Origin of the sequence: Cupriavidus gilardii, assembly GCF_017598945.1 — a bacterium.
Lineage (GTDB): Bacteria > Pseudomonadota > Gammaproteobacteria > Burkholderiales > Burkholderiaceae > Cupriavidus > Cupriavidus gilardii_E.
Genome location: NZ_JAGFTW010000058.1, coordinates 409,553 through 433,153 on the forward strand (window position 1 = coordinate 409,553; position 23,601 = coordinate 433,153).

Annotated in this window: 19 protein-coding genes; 16 read left to right on the forward strand and 3 right to left on the reverse strand. The window is 67.3% G+C overall.

All coding sequences use genetic code 11. The features are described 5' to 3' along the window. Positions 1-22 precede the first annotated feature (22 nt). On the forward strand, positions 23-295 hold the full coding sequence (locus J5T34_RS22815) for a helix-turn-helix domain-containing protein (protein ID WP_244259156.1): 273 nt from the start codon (positions 23-25) through the stop codon (positions 293-295). After that, a complete protein-coding gene (locus J5T34_RS22820) occupies positions 247-1,587 on the forward strand; it encodes a HipA domain-containing protein (RefSeq protein ID WP_244259157.1) in 1,341 nt (446 codons plus the stop codon). The genes J5T34_RS22815 and J5T34_RS22820 overlap by 49 nt, the downstream gene beginning before the upstream one ends. Before the next feature lie 6 nt (positions 1,588-1,593). Here the strand turns inward: J5T34_RS22820 and J5T34_RS22825 are convergent, their stop codons facing one another. Continuing rightward, complete coding sequence (locus tag J5T34_RS22825; protein WP_244259158.1) at positions 1,594-3,324, reverse strand: cobaltochelatase CobT-related protein; 1,731 nt, start codon at positions 3,322-3,324, stop codon at positions 1,594-1,596. 56 nt (positions 3,325-3,380) lie between these two features. Next, positions 3,381-4,355, reverse strand: a complete 975-nt coding sequence (locus J5T34_RS22830) for an AAA family ATPase (protein ID WP_347880691.1) — start codon at positions 4,353-4,355, stop codon at positions 3,381-3,383. A gap of 249 nt (positions 4,356-4,604) precedes the next feature. Here J5T34_RS22830 and xsc point away from each other — a divergent pair, with 249 nt between their 5' ends. From xsc to J5T34_RS22860, 6 genes are all read left to right on the forward strand, one after another. Continuing rightward, positions 4,605-6,407, forward strand: a complete 1,803-nt coding sequence (xsc, locus tag J5T34_RS22835) for a sulfoacetaldehyde acetyltransferase (RefSeq protein ID WP_208583135.1) — start codon at positions 4,605-4,607, stop codon at positions 6,405-6,407. Positions 6,408-6,609: 202 nt separating this feature from the next. Next, a complete protein-coding gene (locus J5T34_RS22840) occupies positions 6,610-8,010 on the forward strand; it encodes an amino acid permease (protein ID WP_208583230.1) in 1,401 nt (466 codons plus the stop codon). Between the two features lie 349 nt (positions 8,011-8,359). Beyond that, on the forward strand, positions 8,360-8,803 hold the full coding sequence (locus tag J5T34_RS22845; RefSeq protein ID WP_244259191.1) for a nuclear transport factor 2 family protein: 444 nt from the start codon (positions 8,360-8,362) through the stop codon (positions 8,801-8,803). A 41-nt stretch (positions 8,804-8,844) separates the two neighbouring features. After that, the gene (locus J5T34_RS22850; protein WP_244259159.1) at positions 8,845-10,326 is read left to right on the forward strand and encodes an NAD(P)/FAD-dependent oxidoreductase; all 1,482 of its coding nucleotides are present in this window, start codon (positions 8,845-8,847) and stop codon (positions 10,324-10,326) included. Between the two features lie 284 nt (positions 10,327-10,610). Next, positions 10,611-12,125 carry a PLP-dependent aminotransferase family protein gene (locus J5T34_RS22855; RefSeq protein WP_208583136.1) on the forward strand — a complete coding sequence of 505 codons (1,515 nt, stop codon included), beginning with the start codon at positions 10,611-10,613 and terminating at the stop codon, positions 12,123-12,125. Between the two features lie 257 nt (positions 12,126-12,382). Next, positions 12,383-13,951 carry a tannase/feruloyl esterase family alpha/beta hydrolase gene (locus tag J5T34_RS22860; RefSeq protein WP_208583137.1) on the forward strand — a complete coding sequence of 523 codons (1,569 nt, stop codon included), beginning with the start codon at positions 12,383-12,385 and terminating at the stop codon, positions 13,949-13,951. 205 nt (positions 13,952-14,156) lie between these two features. Here the strand turns inward: J5T34_RS22860 and J5T34_RS22865 are convergent, their stop codons facing one another. Then, positions 14,157-14,609, reverse strand: coding sequence for a hypothetical protein (locus J5T34_RS22865; RefSeq protein ID WP_208583138.1), 453 nt, complete (start codon positions 14,607-14,609; stop codon positions 14,157-14,159). A 287-nt stretch (positions 14,610-14,896) separates the two neighbouring features. Between J5T34_RS22865 and J5T34_RS22870 the strand changes: the two genes are divergently transcribed. The 8 genes from J5T34_RS22870 to J5T34_RS22905 all read left to right on the forward strand — a co-directional run bounded on the left by J5T34_RS22870 (position 14,897) and on the right by J5T34_RS22905 (position 23,439). Further along, positions 14,897-15,595 carry a protein-L-isoaspartate(D-aspartate) O-methyltransferase gene (locus J5T34_RS22870; RefSeq protein WP_208583139.1) on the forward strand — a complete coding sequence of 233 codons (699 nt, stop codon included), beginning with the start codon at positions 14,897-14,899 and terminating at the stop codon, positions 15,593-15,595. 40 nt (positions 15,596-15,635) lie between these two features. Further along, positions 15,636-16,982 (forward strand): erythromycin esterase family protein, encoded by a 1,347-nt coding sequence (locus J5T34_RS22875; protein WP_244259160.1) that lies wholly within the window; start codon positions 15,636-15,638, stop codon positions 16,980-16,982. 105 nt (positions 16,983-17,087) lie between these two features. Then, positions 17,088-18,020 carry a LysR family transcriptional regulator gene (locus J5T34_RS22880; protein WP_208583233.1) on the forward strand — a complete coding sequence of 311 codons (933 nt, stop codon included), beginning with the start codon at positions 17,088-17,090 and terminating at the stop codon, positions 18,018-18,020. A 124-nt stretch (positions 18,021-18,144) separates the two neighbouring features. Further along, on the forward strand, positions 18,145-19,293 hold the full coding sequence (locus tag J5T34_RS22885; protein ID WP_208583140.1) for a CaiB/BaiF CoA transferase family protein: 1,149 nt from the start codon (positions 18,145-18,147) through the stop codon (positions 19,291-19,293). Positions 19,294-19,386: 93 nt separating this feature from the next. Beyond that, positions 19,387-20,349 carry a Bug family tripartite tricarboxylate transporter substrate binding protein gene (locus tag J5T34_RS22890; protein WP_208583234.1) on the forward strand — a complete coding sequence of 321 codons (963 nt, stop codon included), beginning with the start codon at positions 19,387-19,389 and terminating at the stop codon, positions 20,347-20,349. 7 nt (positions 20,350-20,356) lie between these two features. Further along, positions 20,357-21,151 (forward strand): enoyl-CoA hydratase, encoded by a 795-nt coding sequence (locus J5T34_RS22895; protein WP_208583141.1) that lies wholly within the window; start codon positions 20,357-20,359, stop codon positions 21,149-21,151. A 161-nt stretch (positions 21,152-21,312) separates the two neighbouring features. Continuing rightward, on the forward strand, positions 21,313-22,065 hold the full coding sequence (locus J5T34_RS22900; RefSeq protein ID WP_208583142.1) for a M48 family metallopeptidase: 753 nt from the start codon (positions 21,313-21,315) through the stop codon (positions 22,063-22,065). Between the two features lie 315 nt (positions 22,066-22,380). Beyond that, positions 22,381-23,439, forward strand: a complete 1,059-nt coding sequence (locus J5T34_RS22905) for a porin (RefSeq protein ID WP_208583143.1) — start codon at positions 22,381-22,383, stop codon at positions 23,437-23,439. The last annotated feature ends 162 nt before the right edge of the window (positions 23,440-23,601 follow it).

Consider the following 23,601-nt stretch of genomic DNA (forward strand, 5'->3'; position numbering starts at 1 on the left):
CGATCGACTACGGTATGACGCCATGCACGTCCCCATCTCCGACCCTGAAATGCTCGGACAACTCGTCCGCGCCGCTCGCCTGTCGCAACGGCTCACCCGCGACGAAGTGGCGCGCGGTACGGGCCTGTCGCCCACCTTCATCTCCGACGTCGAAGCGGGAAAATCGACGGCGCAACTGGGCAAGGTGCTGCACCTGCTGCGCGAGTTGGGAGTGTTGCTCTCGGCAGAAGCCTTCGATGTCGAACCATGGATGGCGAACCCCAAGGCGGTCACGAAGCGGCGGGTGCGGAAATGAACGGCGACTCGCGGACGTTGATGGCGAGCGCCAATGGCATCGGGATCGGCAAGCTGGTCGAGGACAACGGCGTCTGGAGCTTTGAATACGACCCGCTGTGGCTGCAGCGCCCGGACCGGTTTGCCTTGTGTCCCGACTTGCCGTTGCAGCCTGGCCGCCAAACGGACACCAGTACCGAGCGCCCGGTGCAATGGTTCTTCGACAACCTGCTGCCGGAAGAAGAGCAGCGCGGGTTATTGGCGAGGGCGGCAAGGCTCGACGTCGACGACGCATGGTCGATGCTGGCCTACTACGGGGCCGAGTCCGCTGGCGCCATCACGCTGCTGCCGCCCGGCACCGACGAGCCAGCGCCCGGGCGCGTTCCTCTTCCGCTGGAAACGTTGAACGCGCGCATTCTCGACTTGCCTCGCCGGCCTCTCGATGCGAACGCTCCCAAACACATGTCGGTCGCAGGGGCCCAGCACAAGCTCGCGGCCATTCTCGAGGGCGGGCCGGGACACTGGTCCATCTGGGAGCCGGTCGGCGCGGAACCGTCGACGCATATCCTGAAGCCGGATTCGCGCTCGGAGACCTGGCGCCACACCGCGATCAACGAGTTCTATTGCATGCGGCTGGCCGCACGCGCTGGCCTTCCGGTTCCGGCCACCGTCTTTCTTCGGGTACCGGCGCCGGTGTTCGCCGTGGCGCGATTCGACCGCCGCAGCAGCGATGGGCGAATCTGGCGGCGTCATGTCATCGACGGCATGCAGATACGGGGCAAGAGCCGCGTCCTCAAGTATGCGCAAAGCTCGACGGAGACCCTGAAACAACTGATCGCGCTGACCTTGCAACGCACCGCGTCGCGCCTGGCGTTGTATCGGTGGATCGCCTTCAATGTGCTGATCGGCAACGGCGACGCACACATGAAGAACCTGTCCTTCTTCAGCGAACCGCGAGGCTATGCGCTCGCGCCCTTCTACGACCTGGTCAGCACCGTGGTCTACGACACGGTCACCTACCGAAACAACGACCCGTTCTGGCCCGACTCGGAATTGACCATGCCGATCGGCAACGCCCGCCATTTCCGCGACATACGCCGTGACGACGTGATACAGGCCGGCGTGGAATTAGGCCTCTCCGAAGGTGGAGCGGCGGCCGAACTCGACGCCTTGCTCGCCACGCTGGAACGCGCCAAGCGTGAGGTCTTCGAGCAAGTCGTGGCGGAGGCCCAACCTGATGCCGGTGAAATCCGGATATTGAACTCCATCCTCTTCATGCCGCTCGCGGAGATGTCGAGGCGGCTGCAACGCTAGCCGGCGCTAGCCTTGCTCGGTACGCCCTCCACTCCCCACCCACCTCGCAATCGCATCGATCGCCGCCGTGTCCAGCGGTCGGGTGGTATCCAGCGGGAAGTGGCGCCGGTAGTAAGGGCTCAGATCGAGATCGACGCCCAGCCCCATCACTTCGATCCGCCCCTGCGCCTCGTGGCGCGCCACCACGTCCTTCAGATGGTCGTCCAGCAGCCGCTCGCCGTTGGCCTGCGCGGTGGCGCGGTCCATCGGGCTGCCGTCGGATACCACCACCAGCAGGCGGCGCGACTGCGGGCGTGACAGCAGGCGGGCGCAGGCCCAGTCGACCGCTTCGCCGTCGATCCCTTCGCGGAACAGGTCGGCCTTGAACAGCGCGGCGATGCCGGTTCGTGCGCGGCGCCAGCTGGTGTCCGCATCCTTGAACACCAGATGGCAGACCTCGTTGAGGCGGCCGGGCTGTGGCGGCCGGCCGGCCGCCTGCCAGTCGCGTGCGACGCGGCCGCCGTTCCAGGCGCCGGTAGTGAAGCCCAGCACTTCGGTGGCGAGGCCCGCGGCATCGGCCGCGCGCGTCATCACATCGACCAGCAGGGCGATCTGGTCGATATGCGCCTTCATCGAGCCGGAGCAATCGATCAGGAAAGCCAGCACCGCGTCGCTGCGCGGCTGCGGCCGCGGCTGGCGGAAGACGCGTGGCTGGCCGCCGGCACAGGCCAATTGGGCAAGCCGGCTGCGATCGAGCTGGCCCTCCTCCTCGGCGGATGACCAGCCATCGGACGCCGGCAGCGCGAAAGCCGACGACAGCGTGCGGGCGATGCGGACCGGATTGATGCCCCCATCGGCAATTCGCCGATCCAGCCGCTCGCGCCATGCCTGCAGCGATGGCTGGCGCGCCAGCGTGGTGGCGCGCAGTTCGCGATCGTATTGCGTGGTGAAGGGGGTGTAGGCGGGAACGGCCGTATCGCCTGGGCCGGCACGTGGGCCGCCCGTGCCCACACCGCCTCCTTCCTGCGACGGCGCCTCGTCGTCGAAATCGAGCAGCAGCGAGAAGCCGTCGCGCACCGACTCGACCGATTCGCGGTCATCGTCCTGGGTCAGGCCGGCACGCCGCGCATCGTCGCGCAGCATCTCCGCCACCATCTCGGCCGCGGCGAGTGCATGTGCGGCAAAGGCCCGCTGGTCTGCTCGCATGCGCCGCATGCCGGCCAGCGCGGTACCCAGCGCCGGTACGATCGCCGCGCGCGTGGCCTCGATCAGGTCCTCGGTCTCCTCGACCACCGGCTGGCCCGACAGGCGCGACCAGACCACCTGCGCCACCGTGTAGATCAGAATGCCGAATCGCCCTTCGGTCAGACCCGAGCGATGAAAGGCCAGCGACCATTGCACGAAGCGCCGATGCAGGTTGGCGGCAAGGCCGGGCATGCCGGCGGGCAGATGCGTCTCGCAGCGCAGTTGCTCGAACAGTTCGAACAGCAGCCGTGCCACCGGGTCGGCCGGCCGCAGCGCGCGGTGCAAGGCCGCATCGCCATGCTGCAGCCGCAATGCGGCGCCGTCGACTGCGCCGCGCAGGTCGGCGAAGCTGTCGCGGCCGGCATCGGTCAGCAGATGCGGCGCATGCAGCGGAAGCGGCCGTTGGCCGCGCCATAGCCTGCCGGCGCGGTAATGCAGCGTGGCGTCGCCTGCCAGTGCACGCAAGGCCGCCGCGCACAACGCCTCGCGCCGGCGCTGCGTCGCGGCGGACAACCCTTGTTCCGGCCCCTCCGCCGCCGTAGCCTCCGGTATCGCCGATGACGACATCGTCAGGCCGCCGCGCCGCCGCAGGGCTCCAGCTCGACGCCGAAGCCCCGCTGGAAATATTCGGCGACGATCGCGCGTTCGCCGGGTTCGCACTTGTTCAGAAAGCTCAGTCGGAACGCCAGGGCCGGATCGCGGAAGATCTGGCAGTTCTCGGCCCAGGCGATCACCGTGCGCGGCGACATCAGCGTCGACACATCGCCGGCCGCAAACCCCTGGCGCGTCAGCTGTGCGACGCTGACCATCGCGCCGACCAGTTCGCGTCCGGCCGCATCGGTCAGCTCCGGCACGCGCGCCAGCACGATATCGATCTCGGCCTCGCGCGGCAGATAGTCCAGCGTCGCCACCACGTTCCAGCGGTCGATCTGCGCATGATTGAGCAGATGGGTGCCGTGATACATGCCGGTCAGATTGCCGAGCCCCACCGTATTGGCGGTGGCGAACAGCCGGAAGTACGGATTCGGCTGGATCACGCGGTTTTGATCGAGCAGCGTGAACCGGCCATCGCGCTCGAGCACGCGCTGGATCACGAACATCACGTCGGGACGGCCCGCATCGTATTCGTCGAACACCAGCGCGATCGGCCGCTGCAGCGCCCAGGGCACGATGCCTTCCTGGAATTCGGTGACCTGCTGACCATCGCGCAGCACCACGGTGTCGCGCCCGACCAGGTCCATGCGGCCGATATGTCCATCGAGGTTGACGCGCACGCAAGGCCAGTTCAGCCGCGCGGCGACCTGCTCGATATGGGTCGACTTGCCGGTGCCGTGCAGCCCCTGCACCAGCACGCGGCGGTTGCGGACAAAGCCGGACAGGACCGCCAGCGTCACCTCCGGCTCGAAGCGATAGCCCGGATCGATCTCCGGCACATGGTCGTCGCGCACGCCGAAGGCGGGCACCCGCATCGCGCTGTCGATGCCGAACACTTCACGCACCGACACCATGCGGTCCGGTTCCACGCTGGCAAGGTCGATCGCCACTTCGATTCTCCTGGATGAGGCGGGAAGGATTTCCCGGCTCCCGCAAGAGCGCAGGCGCACGCCGGCTGCGGGGCTTCTGGAACGCCATCATATCCAGTCTCACTTTTTGGCACAACTCATTCCGTTTAATGGATTTTCCTATTGACGCTGCTCGCGCTCCGTCCTACATTTCAGCGAAACGACAGTTTTCGGTACGACCCGTACCGTTTTATGAATCAGAACGATCCCAACCTACCGGAGACCGCAAGCATGTCCGACCACACCCCCACCGCCGGCCCGCAGGCCATGACGCCTTCCGAGGCCTTCGTCGAAACCCTCGCCGCCAACGGCGTGACCGATATGTTCGGCATCATGGGCTCGGCCTTCATGGATGCGATGGACATCTTCGCGCCCGCCGGCATTCGCCTGATCCCGGTCGTGCATGAGCAGGGCGCCGGCCATATGGCAGACGGCTATGCCCGCGTGTCGGGCCGCCACGGCGTGGTCATCGGCCAGAACGGGCCCGGCATCAGCAACTGCGTGACCGCGATTGCCGCGGCCTACTGGGCGCACAGCCCCGTGGTGATCGTCACGCCCGAGGCCGGCACCATGGGCATCGGCCTGGGCGGCTTCCAGGAGGCCAACCAGCTGCCGATGTTCCAGGAGTTCACCAAGTACCAGGGCCATGTCACCCACCCAGCGCGTATGGCCGAATTCACCGGCCGTTGCTTCGATCGCGCGATGGCCGAGATGGGCCCGACGCAGCTCAACATCCCGCGCGACTACTTCTATGGCCAGATCAAGGCCGAAATTCCGCAGCCGCGCCGGCTGGACCGCGGCCCGGGCGGCGAGCAGAGCCTGAACGAAGCGGCCGAGCTGCTGGCCCAGGCCAAGTTCCCCGTGATCATCTCCGGCGGTGGCGTGGTGATGGCCGATGGCGTCGAGGAATGCAAGGCGCTGGCCGAGCGGCTCGGCGCCCCGGTGGTCAACAGCTATCTGCACAACGATTCCTTCCCCGCCAGCCATCCGCTGTGGTGCGGCCCGCTGGGCTACCAGGGCTCGAAGGCCGCGATGAAGCTGATCTCGCGCGCCGACGTCGTGGTCGCGCTCGGTTCGCGCCTCGGACCGTTCGGCACGCTGCCGCAGCATGGCATGGACTACTGGCCGAAGACGGCCAAGATCATCCAGATCGACGCCGATCACAAGATGCTGGGCCTGGTAAAGAAGATCTCGGTCGGCATCTGCGGCGACGCCAAGGCGGCCGCGGTCGCGCTGACCGAGCGGCTGGCCAACCGCACGCTCGCCTGCGACGCGACGCGCGCCGCACGCGCCGACCAGATCGCCACCGAAAAGGCGGCCTGGGAGAAGGAACTGGACGAGTGGACGCACGAGCGCGACCCGTTCAGCCTGGACATGATCGAGGAGCAGAAGAACGAGCGCACGCCGAACGGCGGCACCTACCTGCATCCGCGCCAGGTGCTGCGCGAGCTGGAGAAGGCGATGCCGGCCGACGTGATGGTGTCGACCGACATCGGCAACATCAACTCGGTGGCCAACAGCTACCTGCGCTTCGAGAAGCCGCGCAGCTTCTTCGCGGCGATGAGCTGGGGCAACTGCGGCTACGCCTTTCCGACCATCATCGGCGCCAAGGTGGCCGCGCCGCATCGCCCGGCGATCTCGTACGCGGGGGACGGCGCCTGGGGCATGAGCCTGATGGAAACCATGACCTGCGTGCGGCACAACATCCCGGTGACCGCGGTGGTGTTCCACAATCGCCAGTGGGGCGCGGAGAAGAAGAACCAGGTGGACTTCTACAACCGCCGCTTCGTCGCCGGCGAACTGGACAACCCGAGCTTCGCCAACATCGCCCGCGCGATGGGCGCCGAAGGGATCGTGGTCGACCGGCTCGAAGACGTCGGCCCCGCGCTGAAAAAGGCGATCGACCTGCAGATGAACCACGGCAAGACCACGATCGTGGAAATCATGTGCACGCGCGAGCTGGGCGATCCGTTCCGCCGCGATGCCCTGTCCAGGCCGGTCCGCCTGCTCGACAAGTACAAGGATTACGTATAACGGAAGCAAAGCGGCGCGCGGTGCGGCCCTGCCTCGCCGCGCGATCACGGCCTTCGGGGCCGCCGCAGCAATGCGGCCCCGGACAGACAAAACAAAGACAGCGAAGCCGTGACGACACCATCATGAGAAGCACTGGAGACAAAAATTGCTGGATAACCCCGAGGGCTCGCGCGGCCTCAAGCACAGCCTGAAACAGCGCCACATGACGATGATCGCGCTCGGCGGCGTGATCGGTGCCGGACTGTTCGTCGGCAGCGGCGTGGTCATCAAGTCGGCCGGCCCGGCGGCCGTCCTGTCCTTCCTGCTGACCGGCATGCTGGTGGTGCTGGTCATGCGGATGCTCGGCGAGATGGCCTGCGCGCTGCCCACCGTCGGCTCCTTCTACGAATACGCGCGCGAAGCGTGGCGCGGCAAACCCGAGGCCGGCGCGCTGGCCAGCTTCCTGACCGGCTGGATGTACTGGTACTTCTGGGTCATCGTGGTCGCCATCGAAGCGGTGGCCGGCGCCGACCTGATCCGCTACTGGCTGCCCGACGTGCCCTCCTGGGCCATCAGTCTGGTGCTGCTGGTGATGCTGACGCTGACCAATCTGTTCTCGGTCAAGTCCTTCGGCGAGTTCGAGTTCTGGTTTGCCTCGATCAAGGTGGCCGCGATCGTCGTGTTCCTGTTCCTGGCGGGCCTGTTCGTGCTCGGCATGTGGCCGGACACCGCGCCCAGCGTCGCCAATCTGAGCGCGCACGGCGGCTTCGCGCCCAACGGCATCATGCCGGTGCTGACCGGTGCGGTGGCCGCGACGGGGTTCTACTTCGGCGCCGAGATCGTGACCATTGCCGCGGCCGAGACCGCGGAGCCGCAGAAGGCGGTGGCCAAGGCGACCCACTCGGTGATCACGCGCGTGCTGGTGTTCTACGTCGGCTCGGTGCTGCTGGTGGTGTGCCTGGTGCCGTGGAACTCGCCCGGCATCGCGACGCCGTATGTCAGCGCGCTCGACGCAATGGGCATCCGCGGCGCGGCGCAGGTGATGAACGCGGTGGTGCTGACCGCGGTGCTGTCGGCGTTGAACTCCGGCCTGTATGCCTCGTCGCGGATGATCTTCGCGCTGACGCGCCGCGGCGATGCCCCGGCTGCGCTGGCCAAGCTCAATCGCAATGGCGTGCCGGTCCGCGCGATCCTGTTCTCGACGCTGTTCGGCTATGCCGCGGTGGTGATGTCCTACGTGTCGCCCGATACGGTGTTTGCCTTTCTGGTCAATTCCTACGGCACGGTCGCGATCTTCGTCTACATCCTGATCGCGGTCTCGCAGCTGCGGCTGCGCGCACGGCTCGAACGCGAGGCACCGGAAAAGCTGCGCGTGCGCATGTGGATGTATCCGTATCTGACCTATGTGGCGATCTTCGGCATGACCGGCATCGTCGTGGCAATGGCCTTCATTCCGGACCAGCGCAAGCCGCTGCTGCTGGGGGTGGTCAGCCTCGGCATCCTGCTGCTGGTCTATCTGGTGCGCCGACAGTACCGCCGCGGCGCGGCGTTGCGGGACAACGAGGTCGATCCGCATCAGCAGCATCTGGGCGACATGCCGCGGGCCGAAGTGCATCGGCTCTGACACTTGCCGAGGCTGGTCCAACGCGCTGCCCTCTCCCCCGACCCCTCTCCCGCACGCGGGAGAGGGGAGATGGGGTAGGCGAATGTGCTCGGACACATCGCACGCCGATGACGCGCTCCCCTCTCCCGCCGTGCGGGAGAGGGGCTGGGGGAGAGGGCAACCGCCCCCACCAGCGACAAACCAGCGACAAACGCTGGCCCAATCGATTCCATTCATCTGGCCCTACAGCGCGTCCCGGCGCTTCCCTATGCTGGGAACGTGCAAGGACCGGGTCCGCTGCCGCGCGGACCGCAACAACATCGAGGAGATTCAAGTGGAGTACGCAAGCAAGCAGGCCGGCACCGAAGCCATGAGCGCGGCCGACAGCAACCCGTCCGGACAGCAGGCCGGTGGCGCCAGCGGCGGCGTCACCGCCGCCACGCTGCAGGCCTTCAGCGATGCCTGGAACCGCCACGACATCGACGCGCTGATGTCCTTCATGACCGACGACTGCGTGTTCCACGCGGTGGCCGGCGGCGAGCTGTTCGGCCGCACGTTCCGTGGCCGCGAGGCGGTGCGCGAGGGCTTCCAGCTGGCCTGGCAGACCTTCCCCGACGCGGCCTGGCTCGACGGCGAGCATTTCGTCTGCGGCGATCGCGGCGTCAGCGAATCGACCTTCCGCGGCACCAAGGCCGACGGCTCGCGCATCGAGGCGCGCATGGTCGACGTGTTCACCTTCCGCGACGGCAAGATCGCGGTCAAGAACGCCTATCGCAAGGACCGTCCCGCGCTCGCGGCCGGTTCGCGCGGCTGATCGACAGCGTCGCCGAACGCGTCGCCAACAGGAGCGCAGCGATGGAAGCCATTGCCGATATCACCGCCATCGGACGGGAGAACGGAACGCCGGGCCAGGCCGGGGGACAGTCCGGACAAAACAGAGCCACCGGTCCGTCCCGGCCCTACGATCCCGCCTATGACCCGCTGGTCGCGCCGACGCCGGGCCAGGGCCGCGACTACGCGCCGACCTACTGGATCGGCACCGCCGGCGAGCCGCCGCCCGACGACGGCCCGATCACGCACGACGTCGACGTCGATGTCGCGATCATCGGCTCGGGCTTCACCGGGCTGACCTGCGCGATCTTTCTCGCGCAGGAACACGGCATCAAGGCGACGGTGCTGGAGGCCAACCGCGTCAGCTGGGGCTGCAGCACGCGCAACGGCGGACAGGCGCAATGCGCGTCGGGCCGGCTCAAGCGCTCGCAATGGATCCAGCGCTACGGGCTCGATGCCGCGCTGCGGCTGCACGAGGAAGTGTGCGCCGGCATGGAGACCTTCAAGACGCTGATCCGCGATATCGACTGCGATCCGCAGCCGGGCGGCCATCTGTATATCGCGCATCGTCCCGAAGCGATGCCGGCGCTGGAGAAGGAGGCCAAGCTGCTGCGCGAGGTGTTCCATTACGACGCGCGCATTCTCGATGCCGATACCGTCAAGCGCGAATACGTCGACGACAAGGAGGCGGCCGGCGCGATGCACGAGCCAGAGGGCATCGGCATTCATGCCGGCAAGCTGGCCTTCGGCTATCTGCGCCGCGCCCGCGCGCTGGGCGCCACCGTCCATCCGTCGAGCCCGGTGCTGGACTGGACCACGCGCGACGGCGTCCACTATCTGCGCACGCCGGGCGGCATCGTGCGGGCGCGCGCGGTCGGCGTCGCCACCGGCGGCTATACCTCGCAGAATCTGCATCCGCATCTGAAGAACCGGCTGTTCCCGATCCTGTCGAACTCGATCGTGACGCGGCCGCTGACGCCCGACGAGATCGCGGCCTGCAACTTCCGCACGACGCAGGTGATCACCGACACCCGCATCCTGCGCCACTACTACCGGCTAATGCCCGATGGCCGGCTGCAGATCGGCAGCCGCAGCGCGATCACGGGCACCGACGCGCCGCGGCCCCGCTACGAGCAGAAGCTGGTCGACGACATGGTGCGCAAGTTCCCCGCGCTCAAGGGCATACCGATCGATTACTCGTGGTGGGGCTGGGTCGATGTCAGCCACGACATGATGCCGCGCATCTTCCGGCCCGATCCCGCGCAGACGATCTACTACGCGATGGGCTATGGCGGCAATGGCGTCATGTATTCGGCCCAGGCGGGCCGCCGCATGGCCGCGATGATCGCCGGCAAGAACCCGGGGCCGGAGCTGCCGATCTTCCGCTCGGCGCTGCCCTTCCCCAATGTGCGCGAATGGGTCGAGTCGCCGGCCTTTGCACCGTTCCGGCGGCTGGGACAGCGGTTTCTGTATCACTGGTATCACCTGAAGGATGATGTGCTGTAGTTCAGGCGCGGGCCGTGGCGGCGCGGCACGCGTGTCGACAACGCGCTCCCTCTCCCACTTGTGGGAGAGGGTTGGGGAGAGGGCCAGGCGGTCGAGCTGGTGATATCGCTCTTGCTGGCTACCCTCTCCCCCAGCCCCTCTCCCGCAAGCGGGAGAGGGGAGCGAATCCGGCGACAGCACACCGCGTTCCATCCACCGGCTTTCCCCCATACCCCCTCCCCGCCCCATATCCGATAATGCTCCCCGACCCAAGGACGAAACCGACGATACGGAGCGCGAACGGCATGGCCACGGCGGGCAAGGGAACCACCTTCTGGAATCGGCTGCTGCAATTGCCCGCCGATTCGGGCCTGAGTCTGCAGGCCCAGCTGCGCCAGCAGATCGTCTCGGCGATCCTGTCGCGGCAATTGCCCGAAGGCAGCGCGCTGCCGTCGAGCCGCGAACTGGCCGCGACGCTCGGTATCGCGCGCAATACGGTGATCCTGGCCTTCCAGCAGCTGGTCGACGAGCACTTCCTCGAGACACGGCCCCGGCGCGGCTACTTCGTCGTCGAGCAGTTGCCTAGCGTGGCGCGGCCGGCGGCGTCCGGAAGCGCTGGCACACCGTCGAGCGCCGATAGGGACGGCGAGACGCCCGGCCCCGACTGGAGCGAACGGCTGCCCGACATCAGCGGGCTGCGCGCCATCGTCAAGCCCAACGACTGGCAGAACTATCCGTATCCCTTCATCTATGGCCAGTTCGACCCGGCGCTGTTTCCGACCGCGGACTGGCGCGAATGCTCGCGCATGGCGCTGGCCGTGCTGGAGATCCGCGGCTGGGCCTCCGACCTGATCGACCGCGACGATCCGCTGCTGATCGAGCAGTTGCAACGCCACGTGCTGCCGCGCCGCGGCGTCTGGGCCAATCCGGACGAGATCATGGTCACGCTGGGCGCGCAGCACGCGCTCTATCTGCTCGCCGACCTGCTGATGCGCGACGCGGTCGTCGGCCTGGAGGAGCCCGGCTACAGCGATGCGCGCGCGATCTTCGGCATGCGGGCAAGGGAGGTGGTGCCGTTGCCCGTCGACGACTCGGGTCTGCGTCCGGAAGGCGAGCTCTCGCGCTGCGACTATGCCTTTGTCACGCCCAGCTACCAGTGCCCGACCACGGTCACGATGCCGCTGGACCGGCGCGAGGCGCTGCTGGCCGAGGCGCACCGGCACGACGTGGTGCTGATCGAGGACGACTACGACACCGAGAATCCCGCGCTGACGCAGCCGATTCCCGCGCTGAAGAGCCTGGATCGCGAGGGCCGCGTGATCTATGTCGGCAGCCTGTCGAAGTCGTTCGTGCCCGGCATCCGGCTCGGCTATATCGTCGCGCCGAGCACGGTGATTCGCCAGGCGCGGGCGCTGCGGCGCTACATGCTGCGGCATCCGCCGGCCAACAACCAGCGCGCCACCGCACTGTTCATCTCGCTGGGGCACCACGACGCGCTGCTGCGGCGCGTCGCGCCGATCTTCCAGCGCCGCGCCGCGGTGCTGCGCGACATGCTGGCGCGGCATCTGCCGCAATGCCGCGTCCAGAATTCGCCGGGAGCGTCGTCGTTCTGGGTCGAAGGCCCGCCAGGACTCGACGCGCGCAAGCTCGGGGATGTCGCGCTGCGGCATGGCGTGATCATCGAGCCGGGCGATGTGTTCTTTGCCGCCGACGGACCGTCGCCGCACTTCCGCCTCGGTTACACGGGGATTGCCGAGGAGCGCATCGAGGAAGGCGTCCGGCTGCTGGCCCAACTGATCGAGCACGAGCGGCGGCGCTGAAGCGCGGCGCTTCCTATCCTTCTCCTGTGCGGCAGGCCGCTCGCCGTGCACTTCACCGCCGCACCTAGGGCAAATCCCGATTCGATGGCGCCGCGATTGTCCCCGCGGGGACAATCTGCACCGCCCGTCGCGTCTATTCTTCCTTCCGACCGCCCCCAAGCAGCAACAGCAGCAGCCGCTCGAGTCCGTGCCAGACCGGTGTCGAGGGGCTGGTCGCGCCCGCCCTGGCCTGACTCCACGACATCGAAGGAGACGACATGGCACCGACTTTGGCTTTCCATTGGCATCGTATCGCCCTGACTGCCGTTGCAGTGGCCGCGCTGGCCGCCTGTGGAGACAGCGACGACGATCACAAACCCAGGCCCTCGGCCAACGCCGCGCAGGCGTGCGCCGAGCTGACCGGAAAGACCGTCGCCGGCGCGACCGTCACCGCGGCCGCCACCGTCGCGGCAAGCGGTCCGCAACCGCTGTTCTGCCGGGTGAACGCGACCATCGCGCCGCAACTGAACCTGGAGCTGCGGCTTCCCGATCGGTGGAACGGCAAGCTGTATTACGGCGGCGGCGGCGGTTACAACGGATCGATCCCGGGCATCGAGGTGCCGACCAACCTGACCGCGTTGAAACAGGGCTACGCCACCGTGAATAGCGACTCGGGGCATGCCGGCAATGGGCTGTCGGCCGACTTCGCCCTCGACGATCCGCACGCCGCCGCACTCTTCGGCCATCAGTCGGTGCCGACGGTGATGTCCTCCGCGCGCGAGATGTTGCGGACCGCCTATGGCAAGACCCCGGAACGGTCGTATTTCGAGGGCTGCTCCAATGGCGGCCGCGAAGCGCTGATGGCGGCGCAACGCAATCCGGATCTGTTCGACGGCATCATCGCCCGCGCCCCAGCCTACAACTGGGTCGGCTTCATGGGGGCATTCAATCGCAACGCCAAGGCCCTCGCCGCCCCGGGCGGCATGTTCAACGCGCCAAAGACCAATCTGCTGGCGAAGGCTGTGCGGGATGCGTGTGACGCGCAGGATGGCATCGCCGACGGCGTCGTGTCCAATCCGCAGGCGTGCCGCTTCGATCCGGCGGTACTTCGCTGTTCCGGCGGCTCGGATGCCGGCGACACGTGCCTGTCGGACGCGCAGCTCGCGGTCGTGCAATCGTGGACGTCGCCGGCGGTGTGGGCCAACGGCACCTATTCCAATGCGGGCTGGGCACTGACGGGCAACGAGGACGATCCGGGAGCCTGGGGCGTTTGGCTCACGGGCAACGGCAACCTGAACATGGCGCTGCAATTCCTCTTCCAGGACACGACGGTAAAGAACTATCTGGCGCGCGACCGCTCGCAGAACTCGCTGACCTACACCTGGGACAGCAATGTCAGCGCGCTGGCCAACCTGTCCAACCTGAACGATGCGACCAACATCGACCTGCGGCCCTTCAAGAACAGCAACGCCAAACTGATCCTCTGGCACGGCACCAACGACGCGGCCCTCAGCTTCAAGGCAACCAATGCCTATTACGAAGGGATGGTGGGCGCAGTCGGTGGACAGGCAGCGGCCGACGAGTTCGTCCGCTACTACCTGGCCCCGGGCGTCAATCATTGCGCCGGCGGACCGGGTGCGGATCAGACCGATCTGTTGACCACGCTCGATACCTGGGTCACGAAGGGCACTGCGCCCGGGACGCTGACCGCCACGAAGGAGGTCAACGGCGCGACCGCGTTCACGCGTCCACTGTGCCGATATCCGCAATACCCGCGCTATACGGGACCGGCAAACGACGCGGCAGCCGCGGCGCAGGCGTCGAACTACGCTTGCACCGCGCCGTAAGCCTGGACGATGCCAGCGCCCCGGGACTGGCTCCCCTCTCCCGCTCGGCGGGAGAGGGGTCGGGGGAGAGGGGGCTTGCAGGTGCGATGTCGGCAATTGAACCGCCCCGCCCTCTCCCCTACCCCTCTCCCACAAGTGGGAGAGGGGTGCCTTCTGCCTGCGCAACTGGTACATAGGCGCACCGCGCACCTAGGCCGGACCGCTATTACTGCGCCCTGGCGCTCGCCTGCATCCCCTCCGCGCCCGTCATCCCGCCCAGCGCCGCCGCGGGATTCCACGTAAAGAACCGCATCCACGCATCGAGCCAGCGCCCCTGCATGTCGGCGCCGATCTCCCAGGCGGTCTGGCCGTACTTCGTTGCCATCGACAGCGCCGGCGCAGGGGCGCTGATCTGCTGAGCGAGGCGCTCGTCGGGGTCCCACTTCCAGACCCACGACGTCCACTGTAAGCCGGCCTCTTCCATCATCGCCCCATAAAAGCTCCAGCCGAGCGCGGCCAGCTTCAGGTAGTCGCGCGCCAGCATGGTGGAAGCGTCTGGCACTTCGGTGACCGCGGGAATCGGCCGCTGCTCGGCCAATTGCTCGGTCGTCACATCGGTCACATCGGTGACATCGGTCGCGGCGGTCATCAGATTCGCGCGAGGTGCTTTGCTCTTCATCGTCATGCTCCTTGGAAAGTCGCCGGACGGCGGGGGAAAAGAAGCCGAGCGGTACGCAAGATCGGCGCCAGCGGCATCGCACCGACAGCGTCCGGCACGCGCGTGGAGCATTTACACGCCTTGTACCCGCCCCCGTGCACGATCTTCCAGCCGCGCCCAGGGCAGGCGAAACGGCGTGATCGAGAGCAGGCGAACTTGCCGCCGCCTTCGATGGCACGGTCGATGCGTGACAGACGAAACGCGCATGCGATGCAGCATGCGCGCGCACTTCGCACTTCGATCCCGCCATGCCTCCCGCTCTCTTCAACAGCCCGGAAGACCAGCCCGAACGCTATCGACAACGGATGGTCGAGCTGCAGCTGGCCGCGCGCGGCATTCGCGATCCCGCGGTACTGGCGGCCATGCGCGACGTGCCGCGCGAGCGCTTCGTGCCCGACGCGCTGCGGCAATCGGCCTACGACGACGCACCGCTGTCGATCGGCTCCGGCCAGACCATTTCGCAGCCGTATATCGTCGCGCGCATGGTCGAGGCCGCGCGGCTGCATCCCGCTTCCCGCGTACTCGAGATCGGTACCGGCTCCGGCTATGCGGCCGCGGTGATGGCGCGCATCGCTGCCCGCGTGATCACGGTGGAGCGCTGGCGGCGGCTGGCCGAGCGCGCCAGCGACGTGCTGCGCGCGCTGGGCTTCGATAACGTCGAGGTCCATCTGGCCGACGGCACCGCCGGCTGGGAAGCGGCCGCGCCCTATGACGCCATCGTTTCCGCGGCCGCCAGTCCGGACATCCCCGCGGCATGGCTGGCGCAGCTTGCACCGGGCGGCACGCTGGTGATGCCCCATGGCCATCCCGGCCACGCGCAACGCCTGTTGCGCATCGGCAAGCGTGCGGACGGCACGCTGGAGCGGGAGGATCTTGCCGGCGTGGCGTTCGTACCGCTGGTCGCCCGCACAGCCGAGGAGGCCGGCAACGAGAACGCCGGCGACTGAAACCATCGCCTCGAGGACCACCACTTCACGGAGGACCGACATGACCAGCGCACTGCACGATCCCGTGACCGGCCAGGTGCTCGCCGACAGCGACATCGTGGAGCGGATCGCCGAGGCTGCCGAGCGGCTGCCGGCGATCGACGATCCCGGATTTGCCGCAGTGGTGGACCGATTCGCCGATTGCCGGGTGGTGCTGCTCGGCGAATCGACGCACGGCACCGCGCAGTTCTACGATGCGCGCGCGGCCTTTACCCGGCGGCTGATCGAGCGGCACGGCTTTCGCATCGTCGCGGTGGAGGCCGACTGGCCCGATGCCGCGGCGATCGACCGCTATGTCCGGCAATTGCCCCCCGCAGAACATCAGGAACCGCCGTTCCGGCGCTTTCCGACCTGGATGTGGCGCAATACCTCGGTCGAGGCATTCGTCGAATGGATGCGCGGCTACAACGCCGAACGCGCACCGGGCGAACGCGCCGGCTTCTTCGGTCTCGACATCTACAGCCTCGGCAGCTCGATCGCCACCGTGCTGGGCTATCTGAACCGCGTCGATCCCGATGGCGCCCGCGAGGCGCGCCAACGCTACGGTTGCCTGCTGCCGTGGCGCGAGGATCCGTCGCGCTACGGCCGTGCGGTATTGTCCGGCCGGGCGCGCGATTGCGAGGACCAGGTCATCGCCCAACTGCAGGCGCTGCTCGAGAAGCAGCTCGACTATGCGATGCGCGGCAAGGAGCCGTTCTTCGACGCCGCGCAGAACGCGCATCTGGTGGCCTCGGCCGAGCAGTACTACCGGCTGATGTACCACGGCGGACCGGAAAGCTGGAACCTGCGCGACACCCATATGTTCGACACACTGGCGCGGCTGCTGGACACCTACGCGCCCGGCGCCAAGGCGGTGGTATGGGCGCACAACTCGCATATCGGCGATGCCGACGCGACGGCGATGGGCCGCGACCATGGCGAGACCAATATCGGCCGGCTGTGCCGCGCCCGCTTTGGCGCCCAGGCCGCGCTGATCGGCTTCTCCACGTCGCGCGGCACCGTTGCCGCGGCGTCCGACTGGGACGGGCCGATGCAGGAGATGGACGTCGTGCCCGCGCGCAGCGACAGCTACGAGGCGCTGTTCCAGCGCACCGGCATCGACCGCTGCTTCATCGACCTGCGCGAAGGCATCCACGAGCAGGCGCGAACGCTGCTGACCGTGCCGCGCCAGGAGCGCTTCATCGGCGTGGTGTACCGGCCCGATACCGAGTTCGCCAGCCACTACGCGTTCGCCTGCCTGCCTCAGCAATTCGATGCGCTGGTGTGGGTCGATCGCACGGCGGCGGTGAAGGCGTTGCCGACCGCCGTTCGCACGGGCATGCCGGAGATGTATCCGTTCGGCCTGTAGCCCCTGGCACGGTAACGGGGGCGCCGATGCAGCGGCGCTTAGAATGCGACACCGGGCACGCCATGCATGGCATCGCCCACCGATCGACCCGCCAGAGAGAACCCGGTGCGCTACGAATTGACGGACCTTCGGCTATTCCAGGCCATCGCCGAATCGCAAAGCCTGTCCGGCGGCGCCGCCGCCATCCATATCACCGCGTCGGCGGCCAGCTATCGGCTCAAGAACCTCGAGCTGGCACTCGGCACGCCGTTGTTCGTGCGGGCGGCGCGCGGCATGGAGCTGACCGCGGCCGGCACCGCGCTGCTCGGACATGTGCGCGAGCTGCTGCGCGGCCTCGAGCGGATGCACGGTGAGCTGGGGCGGTTTTCCGCGGGATTGAAGGGCAATATCCGTTTGATCGCGAACAGCAGTTCGCTGAACGGCTTCATTCTGCCGAGCGTGAGCCGCTTCCTGAACGCCCATCCCGAGGTCAATATCGACCTGGAGGAACGGGGCAGCCGCGACATCGCGGCCGCCATCGCCGCGGGCGAGGCGGACGTCGGCGTGCTGGCCGGCGACGTCGAAACGCAGGGCGTGCGCTGGATGCCGTATGCAGTCGACGAGCTGATCCTGGCGGTGCCGGCCGACCACCCGCTCACGCGCGAGGCCGAGGCGCAGCCCGGCGGCGTGCGCTTCGGCGCGGCGCTGGACCACGATTTCGTCTGCCCGGGGCGCGATACCAGCAATGTGGTGTTCCTGCGCGATACCGCGCACCGGCTGGGACGAACGCCCAATGTCCGGCTGCATGCGCCGACCTTCGATGCGGTGCTGGCGCTGGTCGAAGCCGGCGTGGGGCTGGCGCTGGTCCCGCGCAGCGTCGCCGCGGCCTCGCTGCGCGCCGGCCGCGTCGTCGGGGTGCGGCTGGCCGAGGACTGGGCACGGCGCCAGCTCAATCTGGTGCTGCCCCCACCGGGCAAGCTGCCCGCCTTCGCCGAGGCCTTTGCCGAGTTCTTGCTGGGTGATCCGCACGTGGCCGCGACACGCGCCGCGCTGCCGTGACGGAACGGGACGGGTTCCTGCCATACCGTTGAATTGCCGCGAATGGTGGCTTGAAGACATTCGACTGGTTGGCCGCCGGACGCAAAAATATACTGCTCCGCGATCGAATCGACGCGGAGACCCCATGCTGCACAAGGCCCTGTCCGGCATCAAGGTGCTGGACCTGTCCCGAATTCTTGCCGGACCCTGGTGTACCCAGAATCTGGCCGACCTCGGTGCCGAGGTCACCAAGATCGAGCACCCGGAGCGCGGCGACGATACGCGCGGCTGGGGCCCGCCCTATCTGCAATCGGCCGACGGGGGCGAGCGGATGTCTGCCTATTTCGCCTGCTGCAACCGCGGCAAGCGTTCGCTGGCGATCGACTTCACCACCGCCGAAGGCAAGGCCGCGATCCTGGCGCTGGCCGACGAGGCCGACGTGCTGGTCGAGAACTTCAAGGCCGGCACGCTGCGGCGCTACGGGCTCGACTATGCGAGCCTGAAGCCGCGCAACCCGCGGCTGGTCTACCTGTCGATCACCGGCTTCGGCCAAAGCGGCCCGATGGCCGACAAGCCGGGCTACGACTACGTGTTCCAGGGCATGGGCGGCCTGATGAGCTATACCGGCCAACCCGACGGCACGCCCGGGGAAGGACCGTTGCGCACCGGCGTCGCGGTCGTCGACCTGAGCACCGGCATGTATGCCACCTCGGCGGTGCTGGCCGCGCTGCTCCAGCGCCAGGCCTGCGGCGTGGGCCAGCATCTGGACATCGCGCTGCTGGACGTGGCGGTCGCGCTCAATGCCAACCAGGGCGCCAACTACCTGTTTTCCGGCCGCAATCCGCCCCGCAGCGGCAATGCGCATCCGAACTGCGCGCCTTACGAGGTGTTCCGCTGCGCCGACGGCCATCTGATCCTGGCGATCGGCAACGATGCCCAGTTCGCGCGCTTCTGCGAGGTGGCCGGCCTGCCCGACTTGCCGGCGGATGCGCGCTATCGCACCAACAGCGCGCGTATCGCCAATCTCCCGGCATTGCGGACGTTGCTGGCGCAGGTATTCGCGACCCGTTCCCGCCGGCAGTGGACCGATGCCTTCGATGCGGCCGGCGTGCCATGGGGGCCGATCCACTCGATCGAGGAGGTGTTCGCGCACCCGCAGGTCCGGCATCGCGCCCTGCTGCAATACGCCGAACATCCGACGCTCGGCCGCATTCCGATGGTGCGCAATCCGATGCTGCCGGACGCGCCTGCCGGCTCGCTGGCCGCGCCACCGCTGTTGGGCGAGCACCCCTGATTTTTTCCTGATTCCCTTCCGATACGTACACCGACGAAGACCGACGAGGAGACACCCTTGAAGCAACCCCATCGCGCCACGGCGCGCAAGACCATCCAGCTGATTGCCGCGGCAGCCGCCACGGCCGCTGTCGCCACCCACGCGCATGCCGACAGCTATCCCAGCAAGCCAATCAAGCTGATCGTGCCATACGCGGCCGGCGGCACCACCGACATCCTGGCCCGGATCGTCGGCACGAAGATGGGCGCCATCCTGACGCAGCCGGTGGTGGTCGAAAACCGCCCGGGCGCCGGCGGTGCGGTCGGCAGTGCCTATGCGGCCAAGCAGCCGGCCGACGGCTACACGCTGGTGATGGAGGTCGAAAGCTCGCACGCGGTCAACCCCAATGTCTACGTGAAGACGCCGTACGACCCGGTCAAGGACTTTGCGCCGATCAGCAATCTGGCCGACGTGCCCAACGTGCTGGTCGTCAATCCTTCTTTTCCCGCCACCGACGTCGCGTCCTTCATCAAGCTGCTGAAGGCAAACCCGGGCAAGTACTCGTTCGGCTCCTCCGGCAACGGGGGCCTGAGCCATATGAACGGCGAGCTGTTCATGAGCGAGACCGGCACGCGCATGCTGCACGTTCCCTACAAGGGCCTGGGACCGGCGCTGAACGACGCGGTGGCCGGGCAGATCCAGGTGGTGTTCGACAATATTCCGTCGTCTTCGGGTCTGATCCAGGGCAAGCGCCTGAAGCCGCTGGCGGTGGCCGCGAAGCAGCGCCTGAAGCTGTTGCCCGATGTGCCGACCTACGCGGAGGCGGGACTGCCGGCGATGAACAATCCCTCGTGGTTCGGCCTCGGCGCCCCGGCCGGCACGCCCGACGCGATTCTCGACAAGCTCAACGACGCCGTGCGCCAGGCACTGGCCGATCCCGAGGTCATTGCCGCCATCGAGAAGCAGGGCGCGATTCCGGCGTGGACCTCGCGCAAGGCCTTCGCCGACCTGATCCGCCATCAAAACCAGCACTGGAAACGCGTCGTCGACAAGATCCAGTTCGCCAAGCTGCAGTGAGGACATCATGAACGCCCCCACCAATACGGACGCCGATCCGGGCCACCACGCCGCCGTCGCCATCGACGAGCGCGGCATTGCCACGCTGAGCATCAGCAACGCCGGCTCGCTCAATATCCTGGGCACGCCGGTAATCGCCGCGCTCACCGAAGCGGTACGCAGGCTCGCCGCCGATCCGCAGGTGCGCGTGCTGATCCTGCGCGGCACCGGCGACAAGGGCTTTATCGGCGGTGCGGACATCAAGGAAATGGCAGGACTGACGCGGGAGTCCGCCGAGCGCTTCATCGGCGGCCTGCGCGCGCTGTGCGACGCCGTGCGCCAGTGCCCGGTGCCGGTGATCGCCCGCATGCCGGGCTGGTGCCTGGGCGGCGGACTGGAGCTGGCGCTGGCCTGTGACCTGCGGATCGCCGCCGACAACGCCAACCTGGGCATGCCGGAAGTCAAGGTGGGCATTCCGTCGGTGATTCACGCCGCGCTGATGCCGCGCCTGATCGGCAATGCCCGCACGGCGTGGATGCTGCTGACCGGCGAGCTGTGCGACGCCGCGCAGGCGCTGTCGTGGGGCCTGGTCCATCGCGTGGTGCCGCTGGCCGAACTGGACGCGGAAGTCGAGCGGGTGGCGCAACTGCTGGCGGGATTCGGTCCGACGGTGGTGCGCCAGCAGAAGCGCCTGCTGCGCGAATGGGAAGATCAACCGGTCGATACGGCGATCGGCAACAGCGTCGCCGAATTCGGCAGCGCCTTCGATACCGGCGAGCCGCAGCGCTATATGGCGGAATTCGTCAACCGCAAGCGCTCATGAATCAGCAATTGCTCTGAGTACACCCGAAACGCCGGTCTGCCCGGCGTTTTCTATTACCGTTGTTTGCAATCCTGGAATCGAAACGATCGTACAATGCGGCGCCTTTTATTTGTCGGCACGCTTGATAACGAATTAATAAAAATCCAGGGGCAATTCAACTGATGAAAACCGTTCTCTCTCTCACCCTGCTTTCCACCTGTGCCGCGGCGCTGATCGCCGGCTGCGCCGGCAGCAATGTCAATGGCCTGGTCGATGCCGGCGGCTCGCTGTTCAAGGCCGCCACGCTGTCGGATGCCGACGTCAAGACGCTGTCGGAACAGGCCTGCGCCGAAGCGGACAAGGACAACAAGATCGCGCCGGCCAACAGCCCGTACACCAAACGGCTGACCACGATCATGGCCGGCCTGAAGGACAGCGGCGTGCCGGTCCAGGCCAAGGTCTACCTGACCAAGGAGGTCAACGCCTGGGCGATGGCCAACGGTTGCGTGCGGGTCTACAGCGGCCTGATGGACATGATGAACAACGACGAAGTGCGCGGCGTGCTCGGCCATGAGATCGGCCACGTGGCGCTGGGCCACAGCAAGAGCCAGATGCAGGTGGCCTACACCGCCGTCGCCGCGCGCGGCGCGCTGGCTGCCAGCGCCAACGGCACGGTGGCCGCGCTGTCGCAGTCGCAGCTGGGCGATCTGTCGGAGAAGCTGATCAATGCCCAGTTCTCGCAGGCGCAGGAAACGGCGGCCGACGATTACTCCTTCGATCTGCTGACGAAAAACAAGGCCAACCGCCAGGGGCTGGTGACGGCCTTCCAGAAGCTAGCCAGGCTCGATGGCGGCAAGTCGGGCATGTTCGATTCGCATCCGGGCTCGGCCGATCGCGCGCAGCGCATGCAAAGCCGTCTGGCCAAGGGCAGCTGAGCAATGGGTCCGGCATTCGATGCCGGATCGCCACGGCCATCGCCGATATGAACGGCCGTTCGGGCGAAGGGCTTGGGCCTTTCGCCCATTTCATTTCTCTCCATGCATTCTCTTCACGGACACGCGCGAGCCAGTGAAAGGAGGCTTCGGCTGCGGCTTTTTTGCAACGTGATTTTCACCTTACTTAAAGGTGTCATAAAAGCCAGCGATGATCGCCTCCGTTTGCGCCGGCAGGGGTTCACGGGTCGAACCTGCGCCACGCTGCCGGCGGCAGACCTCTTCAGTCTTCCATCACCAGTCAAAAGAGAACACACCGTGAAGAAAGCCCTCCTCGCGCTGGCCGCGACCGCTGCCACCGCCGCCTCTGGCGCAGCGTTCGCCCAAACCAACGTCACGCTGTACGGCATCGTCGATGCCGGCATCGAAGTCATCAGCAACGCCCCGAGCGCCGGCGGCGGCGACACCGCCGTGCGCATGAACTCGGGCAACCTGTCGGGCTCGCGCTGGGGTCTGCGCGGCACCGAGGACCTGGGCGGCGGCCTGAAGGGTCTGTTCGTGCTGGAAAGCGGCTTCGATATCGACACCGGCCGTTCGGCCCAGGGTGGCCGCCTGTTCGGCCGCGCCGCCTACGTCGGCCTGCAAGGCAACTTCGGCACCATCACGCTGGGCCGCCAGCAAAACGCGCTGTACGACCTGTTCGGTGCCTTCGACCCGATGGGCGTCGGTCCGCGCTACTCGCTGAACAGCGTCGATTCGGCCTTCAACGGCCGCGCCGACAACAACATCAAGTACACCGGCAAGTTCGGTGGCCTGACCGCGACCGGCTTCTACAGCTTCGGCCGCGACAACAACGGCGAAGTGCCGGGCGAAGCCAAGGTGGCGCGCCAGTTCGGCGGTGGCCTGTCGTATGCGGCGGGCGGCTTCTCGATCGGCACCGCCTACGACCAGTACCAGGGCGCCACCATCGCGCTGCAGGACCGTGCGGCCAAGCGCGCGGCGATCGGTACGGCCTACGAGTTCGGCGCCGCCAAGGTGTTCGCCGGCTATCGCTGGATGCGTGACGAGGGCCTCGGCGCGCTGACCGACACCAGCGTCCGCAGCAACCTGTACTGGGCCGGCGCTCGCTACAAGTTCACCCCGGCCTTCAGCCTGACCGGCGCGGCCTACTACGAAGACACCAAGAACACCGGTGCCGATCCGTGGATGTTCGTGCTGTCCGCCGACTACTCGCTGTCCAAGCGCACCGACGTCTATATGAACGTCGGCTACGTGCGCAACAAGGACGGTTCGGATCTGGGCCTGAACGGCGCGGGCACCGCCCAGGCCGGCGAGAACCAGACCGGCGTAACGATCGGCATGCGTCACCGCTTCTAAGCCAGTCTCCTGGCGCCCGCGACGCGGGCATGCGGCGGCGCGATCCATCACGCGCCGCCGCGCGAACGATCATATCGACCTTGTCTTCTTCATGGGTGCAAGGACGTTGGGCCGGTAACTTTACCGGCCCCTTTTTATTTCGCCACCGCATTGCGCCGATGC

Bases quoted from the DNA above. Each gene is read 5' to 3' on its own strand.
- J5T34_RS22815 (WP_244259156.1), top strand. From the start codon at position 23: ATGCACGTCCCCATCTCCGACCCTGAAATGCTCGGACAACTCGTCCGC.
- J5T34_RS22820 (WP_244259157.1), top strand. From the start codon at position 247: ATGGATGGCGAACCCCAAGGCGGTCACGAAGCGGCGGGTGCGGAAATG.
- xsc (WP_208583135.1), top strand. From the start codon at position 4,605: ATGTCCGACCACACCCCCACCGCCGGCCCGCAGGCCATGACGCCTTCC.
- J5T34_RS22840 (WP_208583230.1), top strand. From the start codon at position 6,610: ATGACGATGATCGCGCTCGGCGGCGTGATCGGTGCCGGACTGTTCGTC.
- J5T34_RS22845 (WP_244259191.1), top strand. From the start codon at position 8,360: ATGAGCGCGGCCGACAGCAACCCGTCCGGACAGCAGGCCGGTGGCGCC.
- J5T34_RS22850 (WP_244259159.1), top strand. From the start codon at position 8,845: ATGGAAGCCATTGCCGATATCACCGCCATCGGACGGGAGAACGGAACG.
- J5T34_RS22855 (WP_208583136.1), top strand. From the start codon at position 10,611: ATGGCCACGGCGGGCAAGGGAACCACCTTCTGGAATCGGCTGCTGCAA.
- J5T34_RS22860 (WP_208583137.1), top strand. From the start codon at position 12,383: ATGGCACCGACTTTGGCTTTCCATTGGCATCGTATCGCCCTGACTGCC.
- J5T34_RS22865 (WP_208583138.1), bottom strand. From the start codon at position 14,609: ATGAAGAGCAAAGCACCTCGCGCGAATCTGATGACCGCCGCGACCGAT.
- J5T34_RS22870 (WP_208583139.1), top strand. From the start codon at position 14,897: ATGCCTCCCGCTCTCTTCAACAGCCCGGAAGACCAGCCCGAACGCTAT.
- J5T34_RS22875 (WP_244259160.1), top strand. From the start codon at position 15,636: ATGACCAGCGCACTGCACGATCCCGTGACCGGCCAGGTGCTCGCCGAC.
- J5T34_RS22885 (WP_208583140.1), top strand. From the start codon at position 18,145: ATGCTGCACAAGGCCCTGTCCGGCATCAAGGTGCTGGACCTGTCCCGA.
- J5T34_RS22895 (WP_208583141.1), top strand. From the start codon at position 20,357: ATGAACGCCCCCACCAATACGGACGCCGATCCGGGCCACCACGCCGCC.
- J5T34_RS22900 (WP_208583142.1), top strand. From the start codon at position 21,313: ATGAAAACCGTTCTCTCTCTCACCCTGCTTTCCACCTGTGCCGCGGCG.